The following is a 19,874-nucleotide window of genomic DNA, read 5'->3' on the forward strand; positions in this document are numbered from 1 at the left end:
GACTGAGCCGATGACACAGCGTGTGGATCTCGCGACCGTGATGGACCGGCTGGCCATCGATGAGGTGATCACCCATTACTCGGTGACCATGGACCACGCCGACTGGCCCGGTTTCCGGGCCCTGTTCACACCGGACGGCCGCGCCGACTACACCGCGGCGGGCGGTATCGAAGGGTCGGCGGCCGAGGTCGCCGACTGGCTGGCCGGTACGTTACGGCCGTTCACCGTCCGTCAGCAGCTGATCGTCAACCGGCGACTGACCTTCCAGGACCTCGGCGGGTATCCGGGCGACCGCGCCGAGTTGCGGGCCGACTACCTCAGCCCGCTGCGCCATGAGTCGGGCGAGGACCTGATGACCGGCGGCAGGTTCGTGTTCGGTCTGCTGCGCGCCGATGTGGGCTGGCAGCTCCGTACCGTCGTGGTCGAGGAGATGTGGCGGCGCGTGACGGGTTCCTCCGGCGCGGGCTGACCCCGCTTCGCGCCGCCGCATTCGGGGAAGGACAGCTGGACGGGCAGAGGGACTGATCGGGCAAGGCGGCTGATCAGGCAGGGCGAGGGGGCGCGGTATGCGGATTCCGGCCGGCCGGCACGGCCAGTCCGACAGGCACGGACGGTCCGACGGACACCGACAGTCGTACGGGCACGGACAGTCCGACGGGCACGGGCAGTTGAGTCCCCACGAGGCGTTGGGGCAGTCCGGGGCGTTGGGGCAGTCCGGCGCGCACGGACCTCAAGGGCCCCGGGAGCCGCAAGGGCCGTCCCGTCCGCAGGCGCGGTACGGACAGATACGCCGTCGCCTGGCCTCGCCATGGTGGCGGGGCGCGGCGGCCGTTGTGGCCGGTGCGCTCTCCGCCCTCGCCTTTCCCGCGCCGTCGCTGTGGTGGTTCGCGTACGTCTCGCTCGTGCCCTGGATGCTGCTCATACGGTCCGCGCCCACCGCCCGTCGTGCGGCACTGGACGGCTGGCTGGGCGGCCTCGGCTTCATCGTCGCCGTACATCACTGGCTGATGCCGAGCCTTCACGTGTTCCTCGTCGTGCTGGCCGCGCTGCTCGGCCTGCTCTGGGCGCCGTGGGGATGGCTCGTACGGTCCATGCTCGGCGGAGCGCCGGCCACCGGCCGGGCCGCCGCCGCCCTCGCCGTGGTGCCCTCGGGCTGGCTGATGATCGAACTGATCAGGTCCTGGCAGGGACTTGGCGGCCCCTGGGGGCTGATCGGCGCCAGCCAGTGGGATGTCTCCCCCGCTCTCCGGCTCGCCTCGGTGGGCGGAGTCTGGCTGTTGAGCCTGCTGGTGGTCGCGGTGAACACCGCGCTCACCCTGCTGGTCCCGGCTGCCGGGGCACGGACCACGGCGGCCGCCGGCATCGTGGTGTGTGCCGTCACCATGGGATCGGTCTGGGCCTGGGCGCCGGTGCCCGAACAATCGGGCCGGGCACGGATCGCGGTCGTCCAGCCGGGTGTTGTCGCCGGGGCCGATGCCGTCGAGCGCCGGTTCAGCCGCGGTGAGGCCCTGACCCGCGGCCTGGCCGGGCAGGACGTGGATCTGGTGGTGTGGGGCGAGAGCAGCGTCAGCTCGGATCTCTCGACGCGGCCCGATCTGGCAGCGCGCCTCGCCGCTCTCTCCCGCACGGTCGGCGCCGACATACTGGTCAATGTGGACGCCCGCAGCACCGACGCGTCGGGCCGCGTCGGCATCTTCAAGCGCGCCGTCCTGGTCGGTCCGAACGGCCCGACGGGCGATACGTACGACAAGATGCGCCTGGTGCCCTTCGGCGAGTACATACCGGCCCGCGCCGCACTGGGCTGGGCCACCTCGGTGGGCAAGGCCGCGGGCGAGGACCGGGTGTCCGGCACCCGGCCAAAGATCATGACGCTGCCGGGCGGGGAGCGGGACAGGGCCGAACCCGGAGGCGGCGGACTGCGGTTCGGTCCGCTGGTCTGCTTCGAGACGGCGTTCCCCGACATGAGCAGGCACCTGGTCGCGGACGGTGCGCAGGTGCTGGTGGCGCAGTCCTCCACCTCGTCGTTCCAGCACAGTTGGGCGCCGGAGCAACATGCCTCGCTGGCGGCGCTGCGGGCCGCGGAGACGGGCCGCCCGATGGTGCATGCCACGCTCACGGGCGTCAGCGCGGTCTTCGGACCGAACGGCGAGCCGGTCGGCGGCGAGATCGGTACGGACCGCAGCACGGCCGCCCTGTACGACATCCCACTGGCCCGGGGCACGACTCCGTACGTCAGGTTCGGCGACTGGCCGGTCCACGGCGCCCTCGCCGTACTGGCGACACTCGGCGCCGTGACCGGCGTACGGTCGCTCAGGCGGCCTGGTCCAACGCCGCCCGTACCACTCGCTCGCACAGCTCGTGAGTCCGCAGCGCATCCCGCGCGCTGAGCGTCTTCCCCGCCCGTACGGCATCGAGGAAGGCCAGGACACACTGTTCGATGCCGCGCTGGCGGGCCACCGGAACCCAGTCGCCGCGCCGTCGCACGCTCGGCTGTCCCTTGTGGTCGATGATCGTCGCGAGATCGTGGACGGCCCGCTTGGTGTCCTGTCCCGACACTTCGAGAATCTCTTCGGAGGAACCACTCAGCCGGTTCATCATTCCGATGGCGGTGAAACCGTCGCCGGAGAGCTGGAGCACGACGTGGTGCAGCAGCCCGTCCCGCGTCCGCGCCCGTACGTCGGTGTGCTCGACCGGCCCCGGAAGCAGGAACCGCAGGGTGTCGACGACATGGATGAAGTCGTCCAGGACGAAGGTGCGCGGGTCCTCGGGCAGCCCGACCCGGTTCTTCTGCAACAGGATCAACTCGCGCGGATGCTCCAGACACTGGGCGTACCCGGGCGCGTAGCGGCGGTTGAAGCCCACGGCGAGGCTCACCCCGCGCTCCTCCGCGAGGCCCACCACACGCTCCGAGTCGGCGAGTTCGTACGCGATCGGTTTGTCGACATAGGTCGGTACGCCCGCCTCCAGCAGCCGCGTGACGATCTCGGCGTGCGCGGCGGTCGGGGCGTGCACGAACGCGGCGTCGAGATCCTGGGCCAGCAGCGAGTCGAGACCGGCGTGGCACTGCGCGGCCGGGATGCGGTGGGCCTCGGCGGTCCTCGTCAGGGTGGCGGGGGTACGGGTGTGCAGGTGCGGTTCGACCCCGGGAAGCGTGGTCAGCACCGGCAGATACGCCTTCTGCGCGATATCGCCGAGCCCGATGCAGCCGACCTTCACGAGGGCCTCCCCTGCCAATCCGTTGCCTGCGGCCTGCTGTTGCTGTCTGCTCCTGCTGCCGCGTATCGCTGCCTGCTCCTGCTGTCCACTGTCGTGCCGTCCGGGAAGCATACGTGCGCGGTGACGGCCGCCGGTCGTTGATCCGCGCGGCGTGACGCGGTACGGGGCCGGGGCCGGGCCGGCGCCCACGCGAATAAGCCGTGGCCGGCGCAGGGCCCGTACGTGAGGATGACCGGCATGACGACACCTGAGCGCAACGAACCCTCCACCGTCGCCGGCGAACGCGACATGCTGGAGGGCTGGCTGGAGTTCCACCGCGAGACCCTGGCCGTGAAATGTGCGGGGCTTGACGACAAGCAGCTCCGAGAGGCGTCCGTCCCGCCCTCCGACCTGACCCTGCTCGGTCTCGTACGGCATATGACCGAGGTCGAGAACAGCTGGTTCCGCAACGTCCTGGCCGACGAGAAGGCCGCACCCGTCTACTACAGCGAGGCCGACCCGGACGGGGACTTCCATCACGGCGAGGACGCCACCTGGGAAGAGACCCACGCCGCCTGGCGGGCCGAGATCGCCCACGCCCGTGAACTGGCCGCCTCGCGCGGCCTGGACGACCTCGGCGACGGCCCCCGTCGCCACCGGATCACGGGCGAGCCGTACAACCTCCGCTGGATCTACGTCCACATGATCGAGGAGTACGCGCGGCACAACGGCCACGCCGACCTCCTCCGCGAGCGGGTCGACGGCGTGACCGGCGACTGACCGGGGACCGCCCGGGTCACCGGCGGACGACCGCAGACGACCGAGTGGCCACGCGCGATTGACCTCCGTCACCCGTCCGGGCCAATCGACGCCCTTCCGCTCCCCAACGGCTGCCACACCCAGCAGAGTTGCGTGGATGCACCGAAGAAGAAGCGCAGCCATGGTCCTGGTGGGAGTGGCGGTCACGGCCGTCTCCGGGTGTGTGGCCGTGGAGCCGCACCCCGTACCGGGATCCGAACCAAGGCCCGGGGCGAGCAGCGGGGTCCTCGGACCGGGAGCCGCCGAACCACAGTTCGGCCAGTCTCCGGCCGACGAGGCACTGGAGGAGGCCGTCTCCGCCCGGAGTCCGCGACCGGCTACGCGCCCCTCCCCGGAGGTCCACCGGTCCACACCGGACCGGACACCCGGGACCGTACGGACCTCGGCCACGCCCCCGCCCAAGGATCGTCCGGGCGAGTGGCCGACGGAACGGTGGTCCCTCCGGCTCCCGACGGCCTCGGCGGCCATCACCGACGTCTGCGCCCTCGGCGAGACGTACGGCGACTGGCCGGCGGGCAGCCTCCAGGACCGTATCTGCCGCGAGGCACACCGGAATTGACCGGCCGCGCCCCTGTCGGCGGCCGGCGCTTCCTCACCGCTCCCGCAGCCGGCGCTCCAGCCGGTCGATCCCCGCCCGCACTCCGTCCCCGTATCCGTCGTCCCCCAGGGCGTCGGCCGCGTCGCGCGCCCGGTCGAGATGGAGCCGCGCCGCTTCCGGCCGCTCGAGCTTCACGTAGTCGGCGGCGAGGTTGAGATGGAGCGAGGGATAGAAAGAACGCACGGCCGGCGAGACATCAGCTGCCCTGACCGGCCGTGCCTCACCCCCGTCGCTCTCCCCACCCCCGTCGTTCTCCCCGCTTTCGCCGCTCCCTCTGTTTTCCTCGCTCCCGTGGCTTTCCTCGCCCTTGCCGTCCTCCTCGCCCCGGGCGTCGCCCGGGGCTCCCCCGTTCAGCCCGTCGGCAGCGGTCAGCGCCCGCAGATCCCAGGCCAGTTCATCGCCCGGGTCGTCCTGCGTGTCCGCCATGTAATGCGCGAGTGTGCAGCGGTGGAGGGGGTCACCCGCCTCCCCGATCTCCGTCCAGAGCTGGCCGAAGCGATTGCGCGCCTCTTCTCGGTCACCGCCGTGGAGGAGCATGGCCGCCTGGCCGATCCTGGTCATGACGGCGTCCTCCGACGCCTCCTGCTGCTCCATCGCTGCCGCCTTCGCTGCCGCCCGTACCGGGATGATCCGGATTCGACGGTAGCCGCCGTCACCGGCAATCCCCCTCAGGCTCGGGCACACGGCCCGAGCCTGTCGGCCGGCCCGGGCGAATCCCCCGTACCGCGAACCAGCCGTACCGCGAATCCCCCCTACCGCGAATCAGCCCAGATCCTCAGTGCGCGCCCAGATCGGGGATGCGCCAGTCGATGGGCTCGTGGCCCTGGGCCGCGACCGCCTCGTTGATCTGGGTGAACGGACGCGATCCGAAGAACTTCTTCGCCGACAGCGGCGAGGGATGCGCGCCCTTCACCACCACATGCCGCTCCTCGTCGATCAGCGGCAGCTTCTTCTGCGCGTAGGCACCCCAGAGCACGAAGACCGCCGGGTCGGGCCGCTCGGCCACCGCGCGGATCACCGCGTCCGTGACCTTCTCCCAGCCCTTTCCCTTGTGCGAGTTGGGCTCGCCCTCGCGGACCGTCAGCACGGCGTTGAGCAGCAACACCCCCTGCTCGGCCCATGGCATCAGATAGCCGTTGTCGGGAACCGGGTGGCCCAGCTCCTCCTTCATCTCCTTGTAGATGTTCCGCAGGGACGGAGGCGTCTTGACCCCCGGCCGGACGGAGAAGCACAGCCCGTGCCCCTGGCCCGCGCCGTGATACGGGTCCTGGCCCAGGACCAGGACCTTGACCTTGTCGTACGGAGTGGCGTCGAGCGCCGCGAAGACCTCGTCACGCGGTGGGTAGACCGGCCCCTTCGCCCGCTCCTCCTCGACGAACTCGGTCAGCTCCTTGAAATAGGGCTTCTGCAGTTCGTCGCCGAGGACGCCGCGCCAGGACTCGGGCAGCATGTCGGTGTCGGTCACGTCAACAACCTCCGGTAAGCGATCACTTGTCTGCCACTGAACCTACCGGTGACCACTGACAACGGCCCTCACCAGGCCTCTTACCGGAGAACGGCGGCAGTACCGTCACCCCACTCCGGCGTTGAGGAAGATCCCGCCGTCGACCACCAGCGTCTGGCCGGTGATCCAGTCCGACTGGTCTGAGGTGAGGAAGGCGGCGGCGCCGCCGACATCCTCCGGCACTCCGAGCCGGCCCAGCGGGTACGCGGCGGTCACCTCCGCCTCCCGGCCCTCGTAGAGCGCCTGGGCGAACTTGGTCTTGACGACGGCGGGTGCGATGGCGTTGACCCGTACGGCAGGCGCGAACTCGTGCGCCAGCTGGAGGGTCAGGTTGACCATCGCCGCCTTGCTCATGCCGTAGGCGCCGACGAAGGGGGACGCCGAAATCCCGGCGACCGACGCGATGTTGACGATCGCGCCGCCGTTCTCCTTCTGCCAGGCCCGCCAGGTCCGCTGGGCGAACCCGAGCGCCGAGATGACGTTCGTCTCGTACACCTTGCGGACCACGTTCAGGTCCAGATCCGCCATCGGCCCGAAGACCGGGTTCGTCCCCGCGTTGTTGACCAGGAAGTCGACCCGGCCGAACGCCTCCATGACGCGCTCGACGGCGACCGCCTGGTGCGCCTCGTCATGCGCCTTGCCCGCCACACCGATCACCCGGTCCGAACCGAGCTTCTCGACGGCCTCCTTGAGGGCGTCCTCGTTGCGTCCGGTGATGCAGACCCGGTCGCCGCGCGCGACGAGCGCCTCGGCGATGCCGTACCCGATGCCCCGGCTCGCGCCCGTGATCAGGGCGACCTTCCCACTGTCCTGCGGCTGCTCTGTCATGTTCGCCTCGTCCACGTGATCCGCCATGTTCCGTGCTCCGGGCCGCGGGCCGTACCGTCCGGCCTCCGATCACGGCCGTACTGTCGGGTCCTCAAGCCGTGCTGTCCGGCCGTCAGTTGAGGGGGCCGCCGGCGACGTACATCACCTGGCCGGAGACGAATCCGGCCTCGTCGCCCGTGAAGAAGGCGATGGCGTTCGCGATGTCCTCCGGCCTTCCGACGCGCTGGACCGGGATCTGGGAGGCGGCAGCCGTCTGGAAGTCCTCGAAGGCCATACCGACACGGGCGGCGGTCTGGGCGGTCATCTCGGTGACGATGAAGCCGGGCGCCACGGCGTTGGCGGTGATGCCGAACTTGCCGAGTTCCTTGGCGAGGGTCTTGGTGAAGCCCTGGAGGCCGGCCTTGACGGCGGCGTAGTTGGCCTGGCCCCGGTTGCCCAGCGCGGAGCTGGAGGAGAGGCTGACGATACGGCCGAACTGGGCGTCCACCATGTGCTTCTGGCACGCCTTGGCCATCAGGAACGCGCCCTTGAGGTGCACATTCATGACGGTGTCCCAGTCGGACTCGCTCATCTTGAAGAGCAGGTTGTCCCGGAGCACACCCGCGTTGTTGACAAGGATCGTCGGCGCACCCAGCTCGGCGACGACCCGCGCGACGGCTGCCTCCACCTGCCCGCTGTCGGAGACGTCACAGCCGACGGCGAGTGCCGTGCCGCCGGCCGCGGTGATCTTCTCGACGGTGTCCTTGCAGGCCGCCTCGTCGAGGTCGAGTACGGCGACGGCGCGGCCCTCGGCCGCCAGCCGTACCGCGGTGGCGGCGCCAATGCCCCGCGCCGCCCCGGTCACAACGGCGACACGCTGCTCGGTGGTGGACATCCCTGATCTCCTCGCCCTGGGGAATGTGCGGCTCTCACTCACTGAGCAACCGCTTAGTAGCTCAGCAGACGAGACGCTAGAAGCCCCGGCACCCGGTGTCAACGGCCCCTGGACCGACAGGGCGATCCGCCGGGGGACGTCACACCGAGGAGCGGCGCCGATCGGTGAACCGGGCGGCGGAGTGATCAGCGATCCGAGCCCTTCATCGGCTCGTCAGCGGACCAGCAGATCGAGCAGCCGTTCCGCCTCGGCCGCCGGATCGGCCGTCAGCCCGGTGTGTACCGGGCCGGGCTGTACGACGGTGGAGCGCGGCGCGATCAGCCAGCGGAACCGCCTGCCCGCGTCGTCGCCCGCGGCCTGTCCGGCCGCGTCGCCGCCGCAGCAGACGCTCTCGACGGCGCGGAGTGCCGCCCGTACCCCCACGACATCCACCCGCGGGTCGAGAGCCGTCAGCCTGGCCTCGTCCACATGCGTCCTGGCCGCGACATAGGACCGGGCGCGGCAGTAGACCAGCACCCCGGCGTTGACGAACTCGCCGCGTTCCACCCTCGGCACCACCCGCAGCAGCGCGTATTCGTAGACGTCCTTCGCGCTCACCGGCCGCCGCCCTTCGCATCGTTCATGGCCGTCGCGTCGTTCATGGCCGTCGCGCCGTCGGCGCCGGTCGGCTCGGCCCGTTCCGCTTCCCGTTTCGCGTGCGGCCGGGGAGTGAGGCGGTCGACCAGCCAGCCGGGGGCCTGCGAGGGCCTGCTCCGCTCCGGTGCGTCGAGTGTGATGCGCTCGTGGATCGTCGCGGCCCGCGCCAGCAACGGCTCCACGTACGCGCGGCGCAGCGCGTCGGCGGAGTCGAAGCCGGGCTCGCCGGCCAGCCACGCGTCCGGTACGTCGGCGGCCACCTCGGTCAGCAGCTCCTCCGTGACCAGCGGCGCCAACTCCTCGGCAGCCGCCGCGATCTGCGGGCCGAAGGGGGCGAGCACATGGTCGGAAGCGTTGTACGGCTTGGCCGCCGAAGCCTGCGCGCCCGGCCAGTTGTGGTGCCAGATCATGGTGGCTCCGTGGTCGATCAGCCACACATCACCGTGCCACACCAGCATGTTGGGGTTGCGCCAGGAGCGGTCGACGTTGTTGATGACCGCGTCGAACCAGACGATGCGCCCGGCCTCCTGCGGTCCCACTTCGTAAGCCAGCGGGTCGAAGCCGATCGATCCCGGCAGATAGTCCATGCCGAGGTTCAGCCCACCGCTCGCCTTCAGCAACTCCTGTACTTCCTGGTCCGGCTCGGACAGTCCGATGACGGGGTCGAGCTGCATGGTCACCAACTCCGGCACCCGCAGGCCCAGCCTGCGGGCGAGTTGACCACAGATGACCTCCGCGACGAGGGTCTTGCGGCCCTGCCCCGCGCCGGTGAATTTCATGACGTACGTACCGAGATCGTCGGCCTCGACGATCCCCGGAAGCGAACCTCCCTCACGCAATGGCGTGACATAGCGAGTCGCTGCAACTTCTGTCAACATTTTCCCAGGCCATCCGGCTCTCTAGCCTTACAATCAACGGTCAATTCCAGGCACGCACGGTCCAGGGAGTCATCCCGTCAACGACGGCGCGCGCCTTGCTCCCGGACCCCCGCCCCCGTACCCCCGACCCCCGACATGAAGTGAGCATAGTAACCGAGGGTGACAGCCGGTGAGGAGTGGCGGAGCCACCGCACCAAGGTCACCACGGGCCCCGCCGCCAGGCAACGCCCCTCGGCACAGCCGCTCCCATGCATGGGTGACGATCCGGCGGGCCGTGTCTCCGCCGTGGGCCGGCCGGGGCCAGGCCGCCCCTGTCGGAACGCCCTACGATGGACGGATGATTTTCATCGTCGTGAAGTTCCAGGTGAAGCCCGAGTACGTCGAGGAATGGCCGACGCACGTGGCCGCCTTCACCTCCGCCACCAGGTCCGAGCCGGGCAATCTCTGGTTCGAGTGGTCACGCAGCCTGGAGGCCCCGGACACGTACGTACTGGTCGAGGCGTTCCAGGACGACGCGGCGGCCGCCCATGTGAACTCCGACCACTTCCGCGCCGGCCTTGAGGCCATGCGGCCCCTGCTGAGCGGCACCCCGGAGATCGTGAGCACCACGATCGAAGGAGCCAACGGCTGGAGCGAGATGGGCGAACTCAAGATCGGCTGACGGGACGGCGAAGCCCCGCCGCGAAGCCCCGCCTCCCGAACCGACGCGGAACGGGAAGCGGGGCTGGACGGCGACGGAGCCGGACGGGTCACCGTCAGCCGGTGTCCCCGGGGTGGCTGTTTGATCCACACACTGGCGTTGGTGGCGCAGTGGTCGAGCCACGATCGCCGGAACCCACGTACCACTGTCGATGTCAGTGGTGGGTGGCAGCATCGGGCACATGACGGACAACACGGCATTCGACTGGCGGCCCTTCCTGCTCAAGTGGAGCGGGGAGTGGGCGGATTCCACGCCGGACGGCAAGACGCGGAGCGAGGACGACGAGGCCGCGCGACGGGCGAGGTGGCTGGGGTTTCCACCCGCGTCGGAGGAGCGGATCGCGGTCTTGGAGAAGCGCCTCGGCAGACGAATGCCCCCGTCATACCGGGAGTTCCTCAAGGTCAGCGACGGTTGGCGGCACGCGGGCGGGTCCGTGTGGCTGCTGGCGGGGACCGAGGCCGCGTGCTGGCACAACAACAAGTCGGGCCTCGCGGACATGCTCGAGGGGTACCTGAACGAGGATGCCGGGCCCGAGGAGCGGCGGGAGGCGGACATCTGGCGGCGCGGGCTGCAACTCGACGTCAAGTCCGATATCACGCACGTCCTCTTGGATCCCGAGGACGTGGATGAGGACGGTGAGTGGGCCGTGTACACGTGGGCGAGCTGGCGGGCCGAGTCACCCGAGCGGCACGCGAACTTCGTCGAGTTCATGCGGGACATGCACCGGCAGTTCCACAGCCTGCGGGCGCTGCCCGGCGACGGGGAGCCGGTGTTCGAGAACGACACGACGCGAACGCTGGACGGCCTGGTGGAAGAGGCCCGGCTGGAGGCGCTGCGTGGCGGCTGGGAACGGGCCGGCAGGACGCTGGACGAGGCCAAGGGATACGGCAGACCTCGGGCCGCCGGGATGGGCGACCAGATACGCCGCCTGCTCGGACAGACCCACTTGGTCCGTTTCGAGCACCTGGTGACGGACCCGCGGTACGCGCCCGATCTGCTGCCGCCGTTGGTCGCCGAGCACGCGGAGCACTCGTACCGGGACGACTCCACGCTGACGTTCCTTTTGCGGGGAGCCGACGACGACCTGCTGTCACTGGCTTACGCGATGCTGGATCAGGTGCGGAATGGCACCTACCGGTACACGGCGGCCGGACCCTTCGGGGAAGCGGCCGAGCGGGCGCGGGAGCTTGCGCGGTGGGGAGACACCGACGGGGCATGGCGGACGCTGAGGGACGCTCTGCCCCTGTGGGAGCCTCTGGGACCGGACCACCTGGCGCCGCTGGGGTGGGTGGCCGACCCCTTGCTGGGACGGCTGCTGACCCCGGAGCGGGGCCGCGAGCTGCTGTCCACTCCAAGGGGCGGGCAGGCGGGTGAGGCACCGAGTCCGACGGCCGGGCTCGACCGGGACGACCTGGCGTGGCTCGCTGAGCCGGACCCCGGCAACAACCGCACGTGCTACCGGTTCGTCCTGGTGGAGGGGGTGGAGCCGGAGGAGTTGCCCGGCCGTCTCGCGGACGGGGACGACACCGTGCTGAACGAATCCATGACCTTCTGGGAGGCGCGCGACAGATCGCTGCACAACAAAAGAGAGTTCTCGTCCTACGACGACAGGGCTCTCATGGCAGTCGGCCGGGCCGGCACCGGCTGGAGCTTCGCCTTCGACGGCAAACCTGCCTCGTTCGACCGGCGGCGGTTCGTCTCTCCGGCCACGGCCGCCGGCACGGGCACCCGCGCGGTGGTGGTGTGGAGCGGCCTGAGGACATGGCACGGGGAACCGTTCTTCCACCTTTCGGTGGCGCGAGACGGTGCCGAGCAGTACGCGTTCACGTACGCGGACAGGGAGGTCCGGTCAAGCGGGGAGATACCGCAGGCGCTGGACCCGAGCCGGTTCTTCGGTGACCTGGAGGACGGCGCCGAGGTGGAACGGTCGCTTCTGGAAGCGGTGACCGAGGAGTTCGGTGCCCGTCTGCCCCGTCATGCGATCGTGAACGGGCGGCTGCACACATTCACCTCCCGCTCCTGGACGCGACCGCCGAGGGACGGCGAGACGTACGCGGTGCTCCGCATCGAGTGAGAAGCCGCGCGCCCGGTGGATGGCGAGCGGACGGGAGACGACGGGGGCCTCCGTGCTGACGTGCCCGGGACCAGCGCCCGGGCCGCCGGCCACGGGCACGAGGGCACGGAGGGCCCGGAGGCAGGCACGGTCGGCTCTCTCCCGGCCGCGTTCCTTCGGGGCTACGTACCTCCATCCGCCACTATGTGGGGAAACATCCGATTCGCCTGGAGGCCTCGTATGCACCCTGATGGTTTTCCCGCCCCGGAAACCGGGCTCCTCCTCACTCACTTTCTGACAGTGGCCGACGTAGCCCGATCTCGCGCCTTCTACACCGACGTTCTCGGCGGTGAGGTGGTGCTCGAGGAGAATCCCTGCACCATCAAGCTCGCCAACGGATGGATCATCATGAACCCGGGCGGCGGCCCCACCCCGGACAAGCCGGACGTCACTCTGCGCCCGCCCACCGACCCGAGCACGGTCAGCAGCTTCTTCAACCTCCGCGTCGCCGACATCGAGGCATGTCACCGGGAGTGGAGTGCGAAGGGCGCCGAATTCCTCACGCCACCCATCGATCGCAAGGCCGAGATCCGGTGCTACTTGCGCGACCCGGACGGCTATCTCATCGAAGTCGGGCAGGCCACCGGCATGCTGCACGGCGTCTACGCCGACCCGCCCGCCGGTACGAGTTAGTGCCACGACCGGCAATGTTTGCGCGACGGGGCAAACATTGCCGGGAGGGACAGTGGATCCTTGGCCGGGTGATCGGCCCGGCCACCCTCGACGAACTGTCCGGCGGCCACGCGGAAGGCGCTCTGTCCAGCGGTGACTGCCCAGGGCTGCCGAGGGTTTGTCAACGCGCCCTGCGCACCCGGGCGGCTTTGCGGGCCTCGGCGACCTTCCGGGCTTCGGCGGCCTTGCGGCTCTGCTTCGCGGGAGGGCCGGTACGGGTGCCCATGCCCCTGAAGGGGGCGTTGGCGTTCTTCGCCGGCTCCCCCGCCGGGGGACGCTTGGCCCCTGTGATGCTGGTCAGTGTCTCCTCGCCGGACCGCACCCGCGTGACCGTCGGCCGGATGCGGGCGTCCGACATCATCCGGTTCACGTCGCGCTGCTCTCCGGGAGTGACCAGGGTGACCACACGGCCCGACTTGCCCGCGCGCGCCGTGCGCCCGCTGCGGTGGAGATAATCCTTGGGATCGGCGGGCGGATCCACGTTGACGACGAGATCGAGGTCGTCGATGTGAATGCCACGGGCGGCGACATCGGTGGCCACCAGTACCGTGATCCCGCCGTCCTTGAAACGGGCCAGCGTGTGGGTTCGCTGCGGCTGCGACTTCCCGCTGTGCAGCGCCCCGGCCCGTACACCACTGTCCCGCAGGTGGCGCGTGAACCGGTCCACGGCCACCTTGGTGTCCAGGAACATCAGCACCTGCCCGTCGCGGGCCGCGATCTCGGTGGCCGTGGCGTACTTGTCGGCCGGATGGATGAGCAGCACATGGTGCTCCATCGTGGCCACCGAGCCCGACGGCCGGTCGACCGAGGTGAACACCGGGTCGTGCAGGTGGCGCTGGACCAGACGCTCGACATCACGATCGAGCGTGGCCGAGAACAGCATCCGCTGACCGTCGGGGCGCACCTGGTCCAGGAGTTCCGAGACCTGCGGGAGGAACCCCATGTCGCACATCTGGTCCGCCTCGTCCAGCACGGTGATCCGCACCCGGTCCAGGTGGCAGTCCCGGCGGGCCACCAGGTCGGTCAGCCGTCCCGGGGTGGCGACGACGATCTCGGCGCCCGTCCGCAGCGATGTCGCCTGCCGTCCGATCGAGAGGCCGCCGACCACCGTCGCCAGCCGCAGGCCGAGCACCTGAGCGTAAGGTGCCAGCGCGTCGCTCACCTGCTGTGCGAGTTCCCTGGTCGGTACGAGGACCAGGGCGAGGGGCCGCTTCGCCTCGGCGCGCCGGCCCGCCGTACGGACGAGCAGCGCGAGACCGAAGGCGAGCGTCTTGCCCGAGCCGGTCCGCGCCCGGGCGAGGACGTCGCGGCCGGCGAGGGCGTTCGGCAGGGTGGCCGCCTGGACCGGGAAAGGCTCCCGCACCGCGAGGCCGGTCATCGCCCGGACCAGCTCCGGCGGCAGGTCCAGCTCGGCGAACGAGTCGATCGGCGGCAGGCCCGGGGACACCGTCTCGGGCACCGAGACCTCGCCCCGTGCTGTCGCGGCACGGTCGTTGTCACCGGCGCCGGAGCGCCCGGAGGCTGACAGCTTCGCGTTCATGGGGACCTTTCCTCGGCTGACGCCCGGAACGGGACAGGATGGCGGCCCTGGTCTCCTCCGCGGCTGTACCGGGCTCAAAACCGCCGCCCCGAATGATGAAGTCGGCGATCACGCCGTGCACCGTACGAGTCTATCCCCCGCCCACGGACGTTCCCCTCGACGCACAGCCAGCTTCGAACCGGCAGAGGGCGCTCCGCGGCATCTACCGCGCCCACGGAGCGCATCGAAGGTGCGCTTGGCTGTTGACCAGCCATGATCGTGAACTGCCGTGGAAGGATCACGTGCTGACGCGTCGGCCCGCCGTGAACGCGTGGCTCCGGGCCTGCCAGGTGTGTGGCGTACGGCGCCCCCGGGGAGGTGTAGGAGTACGTCGGCAGCAGCCTTTCGTCGCTGTGGAACTGGCCGAACCACCTCCGGAGTTCACCAAGCCGCGGGAGGGTCCGGCGGCCGACCGTTGAGGTCCGGGACCCGTGCGCAACCGAGCCCGCCGCACCTGGCAGGGCGAGCCCCTGGGTGCGGACGAGTACGTCATCAGCGCCGACGAGAAGACCTCTGTCCAGGCCCGCTGCCGCTGCCACTCGACCCTGGCCCCCGGGAGAGCCCGCGCGATGCGGGTGAACCACACCTACGGGCGCGGCGGCGCGCTGGCCGACCTGGCCGCCTACGACGTCCACGCCGCGCAGGTGTCCGGCCGCTGCGAGAAGACCACCGGCATCGAACCGTTCATGAACCTGGTCAGCCAGGTCATGAGCAAGGAGCCCTACGCAAGCGCGAAGCGGGTGTTCTGGGTCGTCGACAACGGCTCCTCCCACCGCGGCAGGAAGGCCGCGGACCGGCTGTCTGCCGCGTTCCCGAACGCGATCCTGGTCCACACCCCGGTGCACGCCTCCTGGTTGAACCAGGTAGAGATCTTCTTCTCCGTCGTGCAACGCAAGGTCGTCTCGCCGAACGATTTCACCGACCTGGCCCAGGTCAGAGACCGGCTCCGAGCATTCGAAGACCGCTACAACGCCACGGCACAGCCGTTCCAGTGGAGGTTCACCACTTCCGACCTGGACGATCTACTGGCCCGGCTCGACCGACGTACATCCGCCGACCGACAAGAGGAATCCTCCGTCGCCCTGGCAGCTTGATCAACCCCCGAAGGACTTCCGGAGCCGACCACTTACTGATCTTTTCGTAAGTTCGGTGGGTGGTGGGTGTGTGGGTGGGAGGCTGTCGGGGTGGCTTATCAACCTTCGCCTTCGGTTGCCGACTCCTCCCTTCCTCCTTTGTCGCGGCCTCAGTTGGCGGAGGCGCGTCGTGTTCGGGCAGTCGAGTTGTTCGAGGACGGCGTCTCGAGTGCGGAGGTCGCGAGGGCGGTGGGAGTGTGCGGCGTTGGCGGCGGGCGTGGGAGCAAGGCGGTGCTTCGGCCCTGCGGCGACGGGCGGCCACCGGGCGTCCACCCAAGCTGGACGACGCCCAGGTCGAGACGGTCCGAGCCGCGTTGGAGCAAGGTGCCCAGGCTCATGGTTTCGAGGCTGACCTGTGGACCCTGGAACGAGTCAGCGCGGTCGTCACCGGGGCAACGGGGGTGGTGTTGTCGAGGGCGTCGGTGTGGCGGCTGCTGACCGGCCGGCTCGGATGGAGCCTGCAACGGCCCGAGCGGCGGGCCGTCGAGCGGGACGAGTCGGAGATCGCCCGCTGGCTCGCGCACGAGTGGCCGCGCATCAAAAAGGGGCCGTGAACACACGTGCCTGGATCGTCTTCCTCGACGAATCAGGCGTCTCCCTGCTCCCTCAGATCCGCCGCACCTACGCGCCCCGAGGCCGGACTCCGCTCCTGCGGCACCGCCTGAACTGGAAGCGCGCCTCGATGGCCGGGGCCTTGGGCTACCACTCCACCGACCCCGATCGCGGGGCCCGCCTGTGCTTCCACCTCAAGCCCGGCAGCTACGACACCGCCGGACTCATCGAGGTCCTGGAGCAGATGAAGGTGTTCTACCGCGGCGAGCGAGTGGTCCTGGTCTGGGACGGCCTGTCCGCCCACTGGAGCCGGGCGATGCGGGCCTGGGTCGCCGAACAGGACTGGCTCACCCTGGAACGATTACCCGCCTACGCCCCCGAACTGAACCCGGTGGAACTGCTGTGGTCCTCGCTCAAGAAGCGTGAACTCGCCAACCTTGCCGGCGACCACCTCGCCGATGTCGCCGACGCCACCGAGCAAGGCATCCACCGCATCAACGCCAACCCCCGACTGCCATGGTCATTCCTCGCCCATACCGGCCTGACCATCCGCCCACCACACCCACCGAACTTACGAAAAGATCAGTAGTGGGGGTGGCTGGATGTCCGGTCCGAGGGTCTCCCGAAAGCGCAGCAGGTACCTGGCTCTATCGACGAGAGGTGAGCAGAGCCAGGGGGCCATCACCTCTGCTGAAGCAGAGTTCGCAGACGCCACGGTGTCATCCAGTATGCCGCTATCCCTACGGTCAGCAGCCCCAAACTCATCCCGAGACTGGTCGGCTGCTCCATCACGGGTGAGCGGGTGAAGTCCCACCATGGGTAGCTGCCTGTTTCATCCTGGACGCCCCAGTAGCTGACGAGCAGAAGAACCAGTGCAGGCAAGATCCACCCCTGCCGCCAACCGCACACGCGCCCGCTCAGAAGCGCTAGTCCGGTCCAACCCGGAAGAGCTCCAGCCATGACTTCGAGTACTCGACCCTCCGCGGATACGGCGCACACTCCTAGGAAGATGGCAGTGCTAACGGCCCACAGCGTTGTCAGTCGCAGCGCCCTTCCGCGGTAAAACCGGGTAGTGCCGACCGCCTCCAACTCGGCCATACGGCTGTGGAGGGACAGGACCGGCAGGACGCCCGCGAACATGGCCAGCATCCGCCAGCTAGGTGTGCCCGGGGACTGCGCACCAGCCGCGGTAGGCAGAGGGGTCAGTGTGTCCCCCAGCCAAGCTACGGACAGTCCGCTGAGCAGAACCATGAGCAGGACGCCGCCCGGGCGACGTACGCCGCAAGGTGGGTTGAAGCGCCTGCTGAGGCCCAGCCGCCGGGGCGGCAGCAGTGCCATGCGAGTACCCGTACCGGGACTGCCGTCAGGCACAGTACTTCTCCATGACGCGTTGCACCGTTGCCGTGGCCCACCTGTTCTGCTCCGCTTCAGAACGGTCTGCCATTTCCTTGCCGGTCTCCATTGCTTTCGCCATGGAATCCGTCATTCCCGCTTCCTTGTACTCCGGATTGCCACCGCCGGCCAGTCGCTTCTCAAGCCAACGTTCCACGGCAAGAACCGACTGGTCGTCAGCCTCATCTTGAGCCGCATAGCCCTGGAAGTCATTGTCCTCGCACGCCTCAAACGTCTGCGTGCTGATCGCTCGTGCCACACCGTCGGCCATCGCCCAGGCGGAGCCACTGTCCAGGTAGAAGTCACCACCCCATCTGCGGTCCATGGTGTATACGAGGCCGCTTGAGTACACCTTTTTGGGCATTGCCAGGACCGGAGGCAGGTCTTCGGTTCGCGCAAGCACATCCTGGGCCATCGACTTGTACTTGTCCTCCTCGGGCCACAGGCAGATCTCGGCACTGCCCTTGACGCAGGTCATGCTCGTGGGGCCCTGCCGCTCATCGATGACTGGGTTTCCAGCGGCTGCCGCGGTCGCGACGAGCGTCAGCACGATGGCAAGCCCCGCTAGTGGGTTGACTCGCGAGATCCTCGAGCCGTATGGCAGCCACAGACAGGCCGTGAGGAGCAGCAGTGCAGCCAGCAGGCGCAGGCTTATCTCCAAGAGGTCCGGCTGCATCCGGGCCGGGCCATTCACCACGGACAAATCGGTATCGAGCATCATGGGGATGAGGAGCCAGCCAAGCGCTCCGACCGCTGTCCCCCAGCGAGTGGACACCAACCGCCCGACAACCCAGCCGAACCCTGTCGCCATCAGGAGGTTCGAGACACCGAGCAGAAAGTACCCCAGGTACTGGTAGAAGCCGGGCGGCCAGGAGGGCGCGGTGATCGCAAAGCAGACCGCCTGCCCTATCAGGCATGGCACCAGAAAGAGAAACAAGACCACGGCGGCGGTTTGCTGCTTTTGGGCAGAAGAGGCCAATGTTGCGCGGCGACTGGTTTTGGCCACGTAGGGCATAGGTTCTACTTACGCATGTCGTGACTGGACTCAGCAGCCCCGCATGCTCATGGCCGAGGAGGCGTCACTGCGACTACCCGCAGTGTCGGCCTGGTTTTTGTTGATTGCGTTCAGCGCGCGGTGAAGGACTTTCTGAACTTGGCTGTGGGTCGAGATTGTGGCCACCCACGCCCCGGGGCCCGGTAGTGGTCGACGACTGGCGCCGCCTCGATACGGTAGACCTCCATTCGCTTACGAACGGTGGTCTCGCGGTCGTCTTCGCGCTGGCAATACAGCGCCCCTGGCAGGCGATCATGGACATGCCGACGGATCTCGCCAAGCACCACGGAACCACCGTCACCCCCGAGATCATCGACTACGCGCGCGGCCTCTACGAGTGGGCGTTCGATGCCAACTCCTCACCCAAGCACGCGGCGCAGATCATCGAGCAGCAGCTGGCAGACGCGGACCACGTCTCACGGCGCTCCAGCGTCCGCGGCGCGTCCTGGACTAAGCCCTGCTGGATCGCAAGCACCGCATCGCCGACCTGGAAGTACGCCTCAACCAGATGGAGGCGACGCTTACCGCCGAGCGCGAGCCAGCACGGCGGTCATGGCGAGCAGGTTATCGAGCCGGTCGTCGACCGCCAGCCGAAGGGAGTTGAGAGGATCGCGACCAAGTCCGGTGGCATTGCCTCGCCCTGATCTCGTCCTGCGAATCCTCCTGGCAGCACGAGGCCCCCGGCGCTGCCGGGGGCGGAGAGTCGGTGACGTGGTGCAGGGCGTGACGTTCACCGCCGTTGGGTGCTCATGCTCCGGCTGCTTTCGGCTCGTCGTCTGCCAGCTCGATCAGAGCGAGCACCGAGGCATGGCGGTCCGCGTCGCTGCCCAGCGGCCGGCCGCGCTCGACTTCTCTCTGGTGGAGTTGGTGCTGACGCTCAGTCCAGTCGCGCAGGACGGCGCGGGCCTCGTCCGGTGTGGTGTCGATCGCGGCTGCGATCTCGGTCCAGGTGGCCCCGAGGAGGATGGCCTCTCGGATGTCGCCGCCGCGGCGGGCGGCGAGGTCGCGCCGAATCGACTCCGACAGGGCGAGCACAGCCAGCACATCGCCGGCGTCACCACGCTCGACAGGGTCGGGGAAGTCTTCAGGCAGTGTTCTGTTCATCAGCCGGTCGATATGACCTGCGCGCTTCTCCATCTGCCAGGAGAGCGAGACCCGTCTGCCGGTGATCGTGCGGACGTCGTCGGGACGGCGGACGGTGAGGTCGGTCCAGTGCTCGTGCGCGGATGTGTCCATGAAACCCCCTCAGCCGGCCGGGCCCGGTGGCGTCGGCGTCCGATCAGCACTCTAAGGGTTGTCCCGTAAATGATCTTCGAGTCGACTGGGGCATGCTCGGTCGTCGTGTGG

General features: G+C 69.2%; 21 protein-coding genes. 11 read left to right on the forward strand and 10 right to left on the reverse strand.

Features of this window, described 5'->3' with window-relative positions:
* Positions 1-10: 10 nt before the first annotated feature.
* Together ACIQD6_RS27890 and lnt are read left to right on the forward strand one after the other, a co-directional pair.
* Positions 11-469, forward strand: coding sequence for a nuclear transport factor 2 family protein (locus ACIQD6_RS27890; protein ID WP_401887358.1), 459 nt, complete (start codon positions 11-13; stop codon positions 467-469).
* Positions 470-566: 97 nt separating this feature from the next.
* The gene (gene lnt / locus ACIQD6_RS27895) at positions 567-2,387 is read left to right on the forward strand and encodes an apolipoprotein N-acyltransferase (protein ID WP_401887361.1); all 1,821 of its coding nucleotides are present in this window, start codon (positions 567-569) and stop codon (positions 2,385-2,387) included.
* On the opposite strand, the gene ACIQD6_RS27900 is transcribed toward lnt, so the two are convergent.
* A complete protein-coding gene (locus ACIQD6_RS27900; RefSeq protein WP_401887364.1) occupies positions 2,311-3,216 on the reverse strand; it encodes a Gfo/Idh/MocA family protein in 906 nt (301 codons plus the stop codon). The genes lnt and ACIQD6_RS27900 overlap by 77 nt on opposite strands.
* 228 nt (positions 3,217-3,444) lie before the next feature.
* Here ACIQD6_RS27900 and ACIQD6_RS27905 point away from each other — a divergent pair, with 228 nt between their 5' ends.
* Positions 3,445-3,975, forward strand: a complete 531-nt coding sequence (locus ACIQD6_RS27905) for a DinB family protein (protein WP_401887528.1) — start codon at positions 3,445-3,447, stop codon at positions 3,973-3,975.
* A 160-nt stretch (positions 3,976-4,135) separates the two neighbouring features.
* Positions 4,136-4,573 carry a hypothetical protein gene (locus ACIQD6_RS27910; protein WP_401887366.1) on the forward strand — a complete coding sequence of 146 codons (438 nt, stop codon included), beginning with the start codon at positions 4,136-4,138 and terminating at the stop codon, positions 4,571-4,573.
* A 33-nt stretch (positions 4,574-4,606) separates the two neighbouring features.
* Here the strand turns inward: ACIQD6_RS27910 and ACIQD6_RS27915 are convergent, their stop codons facing one another.
* The 6 genes from ACIQD6_RS27915 to ACIQD6_RS27940 form a co-directional block, all read right to left on the reverse strand.
* A complete protein-coding gene (locus ACIQD6_RS27915; RefSeq protein ID WP_401887368.1) occupies positions 4,607-5,206 on the reverse strand; it encodes a hypothetical protein in 600 nt (199 codons plus the stop codon).
* A 181-nt stretch (positions 5,207-5,387) separates the two neighbouring features.
* Positions 5,388-6,077 carry a uracil-DNA glycosylase gene (locus ACIQD6_RS27920; RefSeq protein WP_401887370.1) on the reverse strand — a complete coding sequence of 230 codons (690 nt, stop codon included), beginning with the start codon at positions 6,075-6,077 and terminating at the stop codon, positions 5,388-5,390.
* Positions 6,078-6,182: 105 nt separating this feature from the next.
* A complete protein-coding gene (locus tag ACIQD6_RS27925) occupies positions 6,183-6,944 on the reverse strand; it encodes an SDR family oxidoreductase (protein ID WP_401887373.1) in 762 nt (253 codons plus the stop codon).
* 112 nt (positions 6,945-7,056) lie between these two features.
* Entirely contained in the window at positions 7,057-7,818 is a 762-nt protein-coding gene (gene fabG, locus ACIQD6_RS27930; RefSeq protein ID WP_401887376.1) for a 3-oxoacyl-ACP reductase FabG, read from the reverse strand.
* A 213-nt stretch (positions 7,819-8,031) separates the two neighbouring features.
* A complete protein-coding gene (locus ACIQD6_RS27935) occupies positions 8,032-8,415 on the reverse strand; it encodes a DUF3037 domain-containing protein (protein WP_401887379.1) in 384 nt (127 codons plus the stop codon).
* Positions 8,412-9,332: a HipA family kinase gene (locus ACIQD6_RS27940; RefSeq protein WP_401887382.1), complete on the reverse strand. Its 921-nt coding sequence runs from the start codon at positions 9,330-9,332 to the stop codon at positions 8,412-8,414. Before ACIQD6_RS27940 ends, ACIQD6_RS27935 begins: the two co-directional genes overlap by 4 nt.
* A gap of 337 nt (positions 9,333-9,669) precedes the next feature.
* Here ACIQD6_RS27940 and ACIQD6_RS27945 point away from each other — a divergent pair, with 337 nt between their 5' ends.
* The 3 genes from ACIQD6_RS27945 (at position 9,670) to ACIQD6_RS27955 (ending at position 12,778) form a co-directional block, all read left to right on the forward strand.
* Positions 9,670-9,993 carry a putative quinol monooxygenase gene (locus ACIQD6_RS27945; protein WP_401887384.1) on the forward strand — a complete coding sequence of 108 codons (324 nt, stop codon included), beginning with the start codon at positions 9,670-9,672 and terminating at the stop codon, positions 9,991-9,993.
* A 220-nt stretch (positions 9,994-10,213) separates the two neighbouring features.
* The gene (locus tag ACIQD6_RS27950) at positions 10,214-12,106 is read left to right on the forward strand and encodes an SMI1/KNR4 family protein (protein ID WP_401887387.1); all 1,893 of its coding nucleotides are present in this window, start codon (positions 10,214-10,216) and stop codon (positions 12,104-12,106) included.
* A 219-nt stretch (positions 12,107-12,325) separates the two neighbouring features.
* Positions 12,326-12,778, forward strand: coding sequence for a VOC family protein (locus tag ACIQD6_RS27955; protein WP_401887390.1), 453 nt, complete (start codon positions 12,326-12,328; stop codon positions 12,776-12,778).
* Between the two features lie 160 nt (positions 12,779-12,938).
* Here the strand turns inward: ACIQD6_RS27955 and ACIQD6_RS27960 are convergent, their stop codons facing one another.
* Positions 12,939-14,357, reverse strand: coding sequence for a DEAD/DEAH box helicase (locus ACIQD6_RS27960; protein WP_401887393.1), 1,419 nt, complete (start codon positions 14,355-14,357; stop codon positions 12,939-12,941).
* Positions 14,358-14,827: 470 nt separating this feature from the next.
* Between ACIQD6_RS27960 and ACIQD6_RS27965 the strand changes: the two genes are divergently transcribed.
* The 3 genes from ACIQD6_RS27965 to ACIQD6_RS27975 all read left to right on the forward strand — a co-directional run bounded on the left by ACIQD6_RS27965 (position 14,828) and on the right by ACIQD6_RS27975 (position 16,670).
* Positions 14,828-15,490: a transposase gene (locus ACIQD6_RS27965; protein ID WP_401887395.1), complete on the forward strand. Its 663-nt coding sequence runs from the start codon at positions 14,828-14,830 to the stop codon at positions 15,488-15,490.
* A gap of 236 nt (positions 15,491-15,726) precedes the next feature.
* Positions 15,727-16,083: a winged helix-turn-helix domain-containing protein gene (locus ACIQD6_RS27970; RefSeq protein WP_401887398.1), complete on the forward strand. Its 357-nt coding sequence runs from the start codon at positions 15,727-15,729 to the stop codon at positions 16,081-16,083.
* Positions 16,080-16,670, forward strand: coding sequence for an IS630 family transposase (locus ACIQD6_RS27975; RefSeq protein ID WP_401887400.1), 591 nt, complete (start codon positions 16,080-16,082; stop codon positions 16,668-16,670). Before ACIQD6_RS27970 ends, ACIQD6_RS27975 begins: the two co-directional genes overlap by 4 nt.
* A 774-nt stretch (positions 16,671-17,444) precedes the next feature.
* Here ACIQD6_RS27975 and ACIQD6_RS27980 read toward each other — a convergent pair.
* Entirely contained in the window at positions 17,445-18,479 is a 1,035-nt protein-coding gene (locus tag ACIQD6_RS27980) for a hypothetical protein (RefSeq protein WP_401887403.1), read from the reverse strand.
* Between the two features lie 194 nt (positions 18,480-18,673).
* Here ACIQD6_RS27980 and ACIQD6_RS27985 point away from each other — a divergent pair, with 194 nt between their 5' ends.
* Positions 18,674-19,171, forward strand: a complete 498-nt coding sequence (locus tag ACIQD6_RS27985) for a hypothetical protein (RefSeq protein ID WP_401887405.1) — start codon at positions 18,674-18,676, stop codon at positions 19,169-19,171.
* Positions 19,172-19,274: 103 nt separating this feature from the next.
* Here the strand turns inward: ACIQD6_RS27985 and ACIQD6_RS27990 are convergent, their stop codons facing one another.
* Positions 19,275-19,763, reverse strand: coding sequence for a hypothetical protein (locus ACIQD6_RS27990; RefSeq protein WP_401887407.1), 489 nt, complete (start codon positions 19,761-19,763; stop codon positions 19,275-19,277).
* Between the last annotated feature and the right edge of the window lie 111 nt (positions 19,764-19,874).

It is taken from the genome of Streptomyces sp. NPDC088400 (assembly GCF_044753355.1).
GTDB lineage: Bacteria > Actinomycetota > Actinomycetes > Streptomycetales > Streptomycetaceae > Streptomyces.

Excerpts from the sequence above, each read along its gene's own strand:
- ACIQD6_RS27945 (WP_401887384.1), top strand. The coding sequence starts at position 9,670 with ATGATTTTCATCGTCGTGAAGTTCCAGGTGAAGCCCGAGTACGTCGAG.
- ACIQD6_RS27960 (WP_401887393.1), bottom strand. The coding sequence starts at position 14,357 with ATGAACGCGAAGCTGTCAGCCTCCGGGCGCTCCGGCGCCGGTGACAAC.
- fabG (WP_401887376.1), bottom strand. The coding sequence starts at position 7,818 with ATGTCCACCACCGAGCAGCGTGTCGCCGTTGTGACCGGGGCGGCGCGG.
- ACIQD6_RS27915 (WP_401887368.1), bottom strand. The coding sequence starts at position 5,206 with ATGGAGCAGCAGGAGGCGTCGGAGGACGCCGTCATGACCAGGATCGGC.
- ACIQD6_RS27925 (WP_401887373.1), bottom strand. The coding sequence starts at position 6,944 with ATGACAGAGCAGCCGCAGGACAGTGGGAAGGTCGCCCTGATCACGGGC.
- ACIQD6_RS27955 (WP_401887390.1), top strand. The coding sequence starts at position 12,326 with ATGCACCCTGATGGTTTTCCCGCCCCGGAAACCGGGCTCCTCCTCACT.
- ACIQD6_RS27905 (WP_401887528.1), top strand. The coding sequence starts at position 3,445 with ATGACCGGCATGACGACACCTGAGCGCAACGAACCCTCCACCGTCGCC.
- lnt (WP_401887361.1), top strand. The coding sequence starts at position 567 with ATGCGGATTCCGGCCGGCCGGCACGGCCAGTCCGACAGGCACGGACGG.
- ACIQD6_RS27950 (WP_401887387.1), top strand. The coding sequence starts at position 10,214 with ATGACGGACAACACGGCATTCGACTGGCGGCCCTTCCTGCTCAAGTGG.
- ACIQD6_RS27910 (WP_401887366.1), top strand. The coding sequence starts at position 4,136 with ATGGTCCTGGTGGGAGTGGCGGTCACGGCCGTCTCCGGGTGTGTGGCC.
- ACIQD6_RS27940 (WP_401887382.1), bottom strand. The coding sequence starts at position 9,332 with ATGTTGACAGAAGTTGCAGCGACTCGCTATGTCACGCCATTGCGTGAG.
- ACIQD6_RS27990 (WP_401887407.1), bottom strand. The coding sequence starts at position 19,763 with ATGGACACATCCGCGCACGAGCACTGGACCGACCTCACCGTCCGCCGT.
- ACIQD6_RS27890 (WP_401887358.1), top strand. The coding sequence starts at position 11 with ATGACACAGCGTGTGGATCTCGCGACCGTGATGGACCGGCTGGCCATC.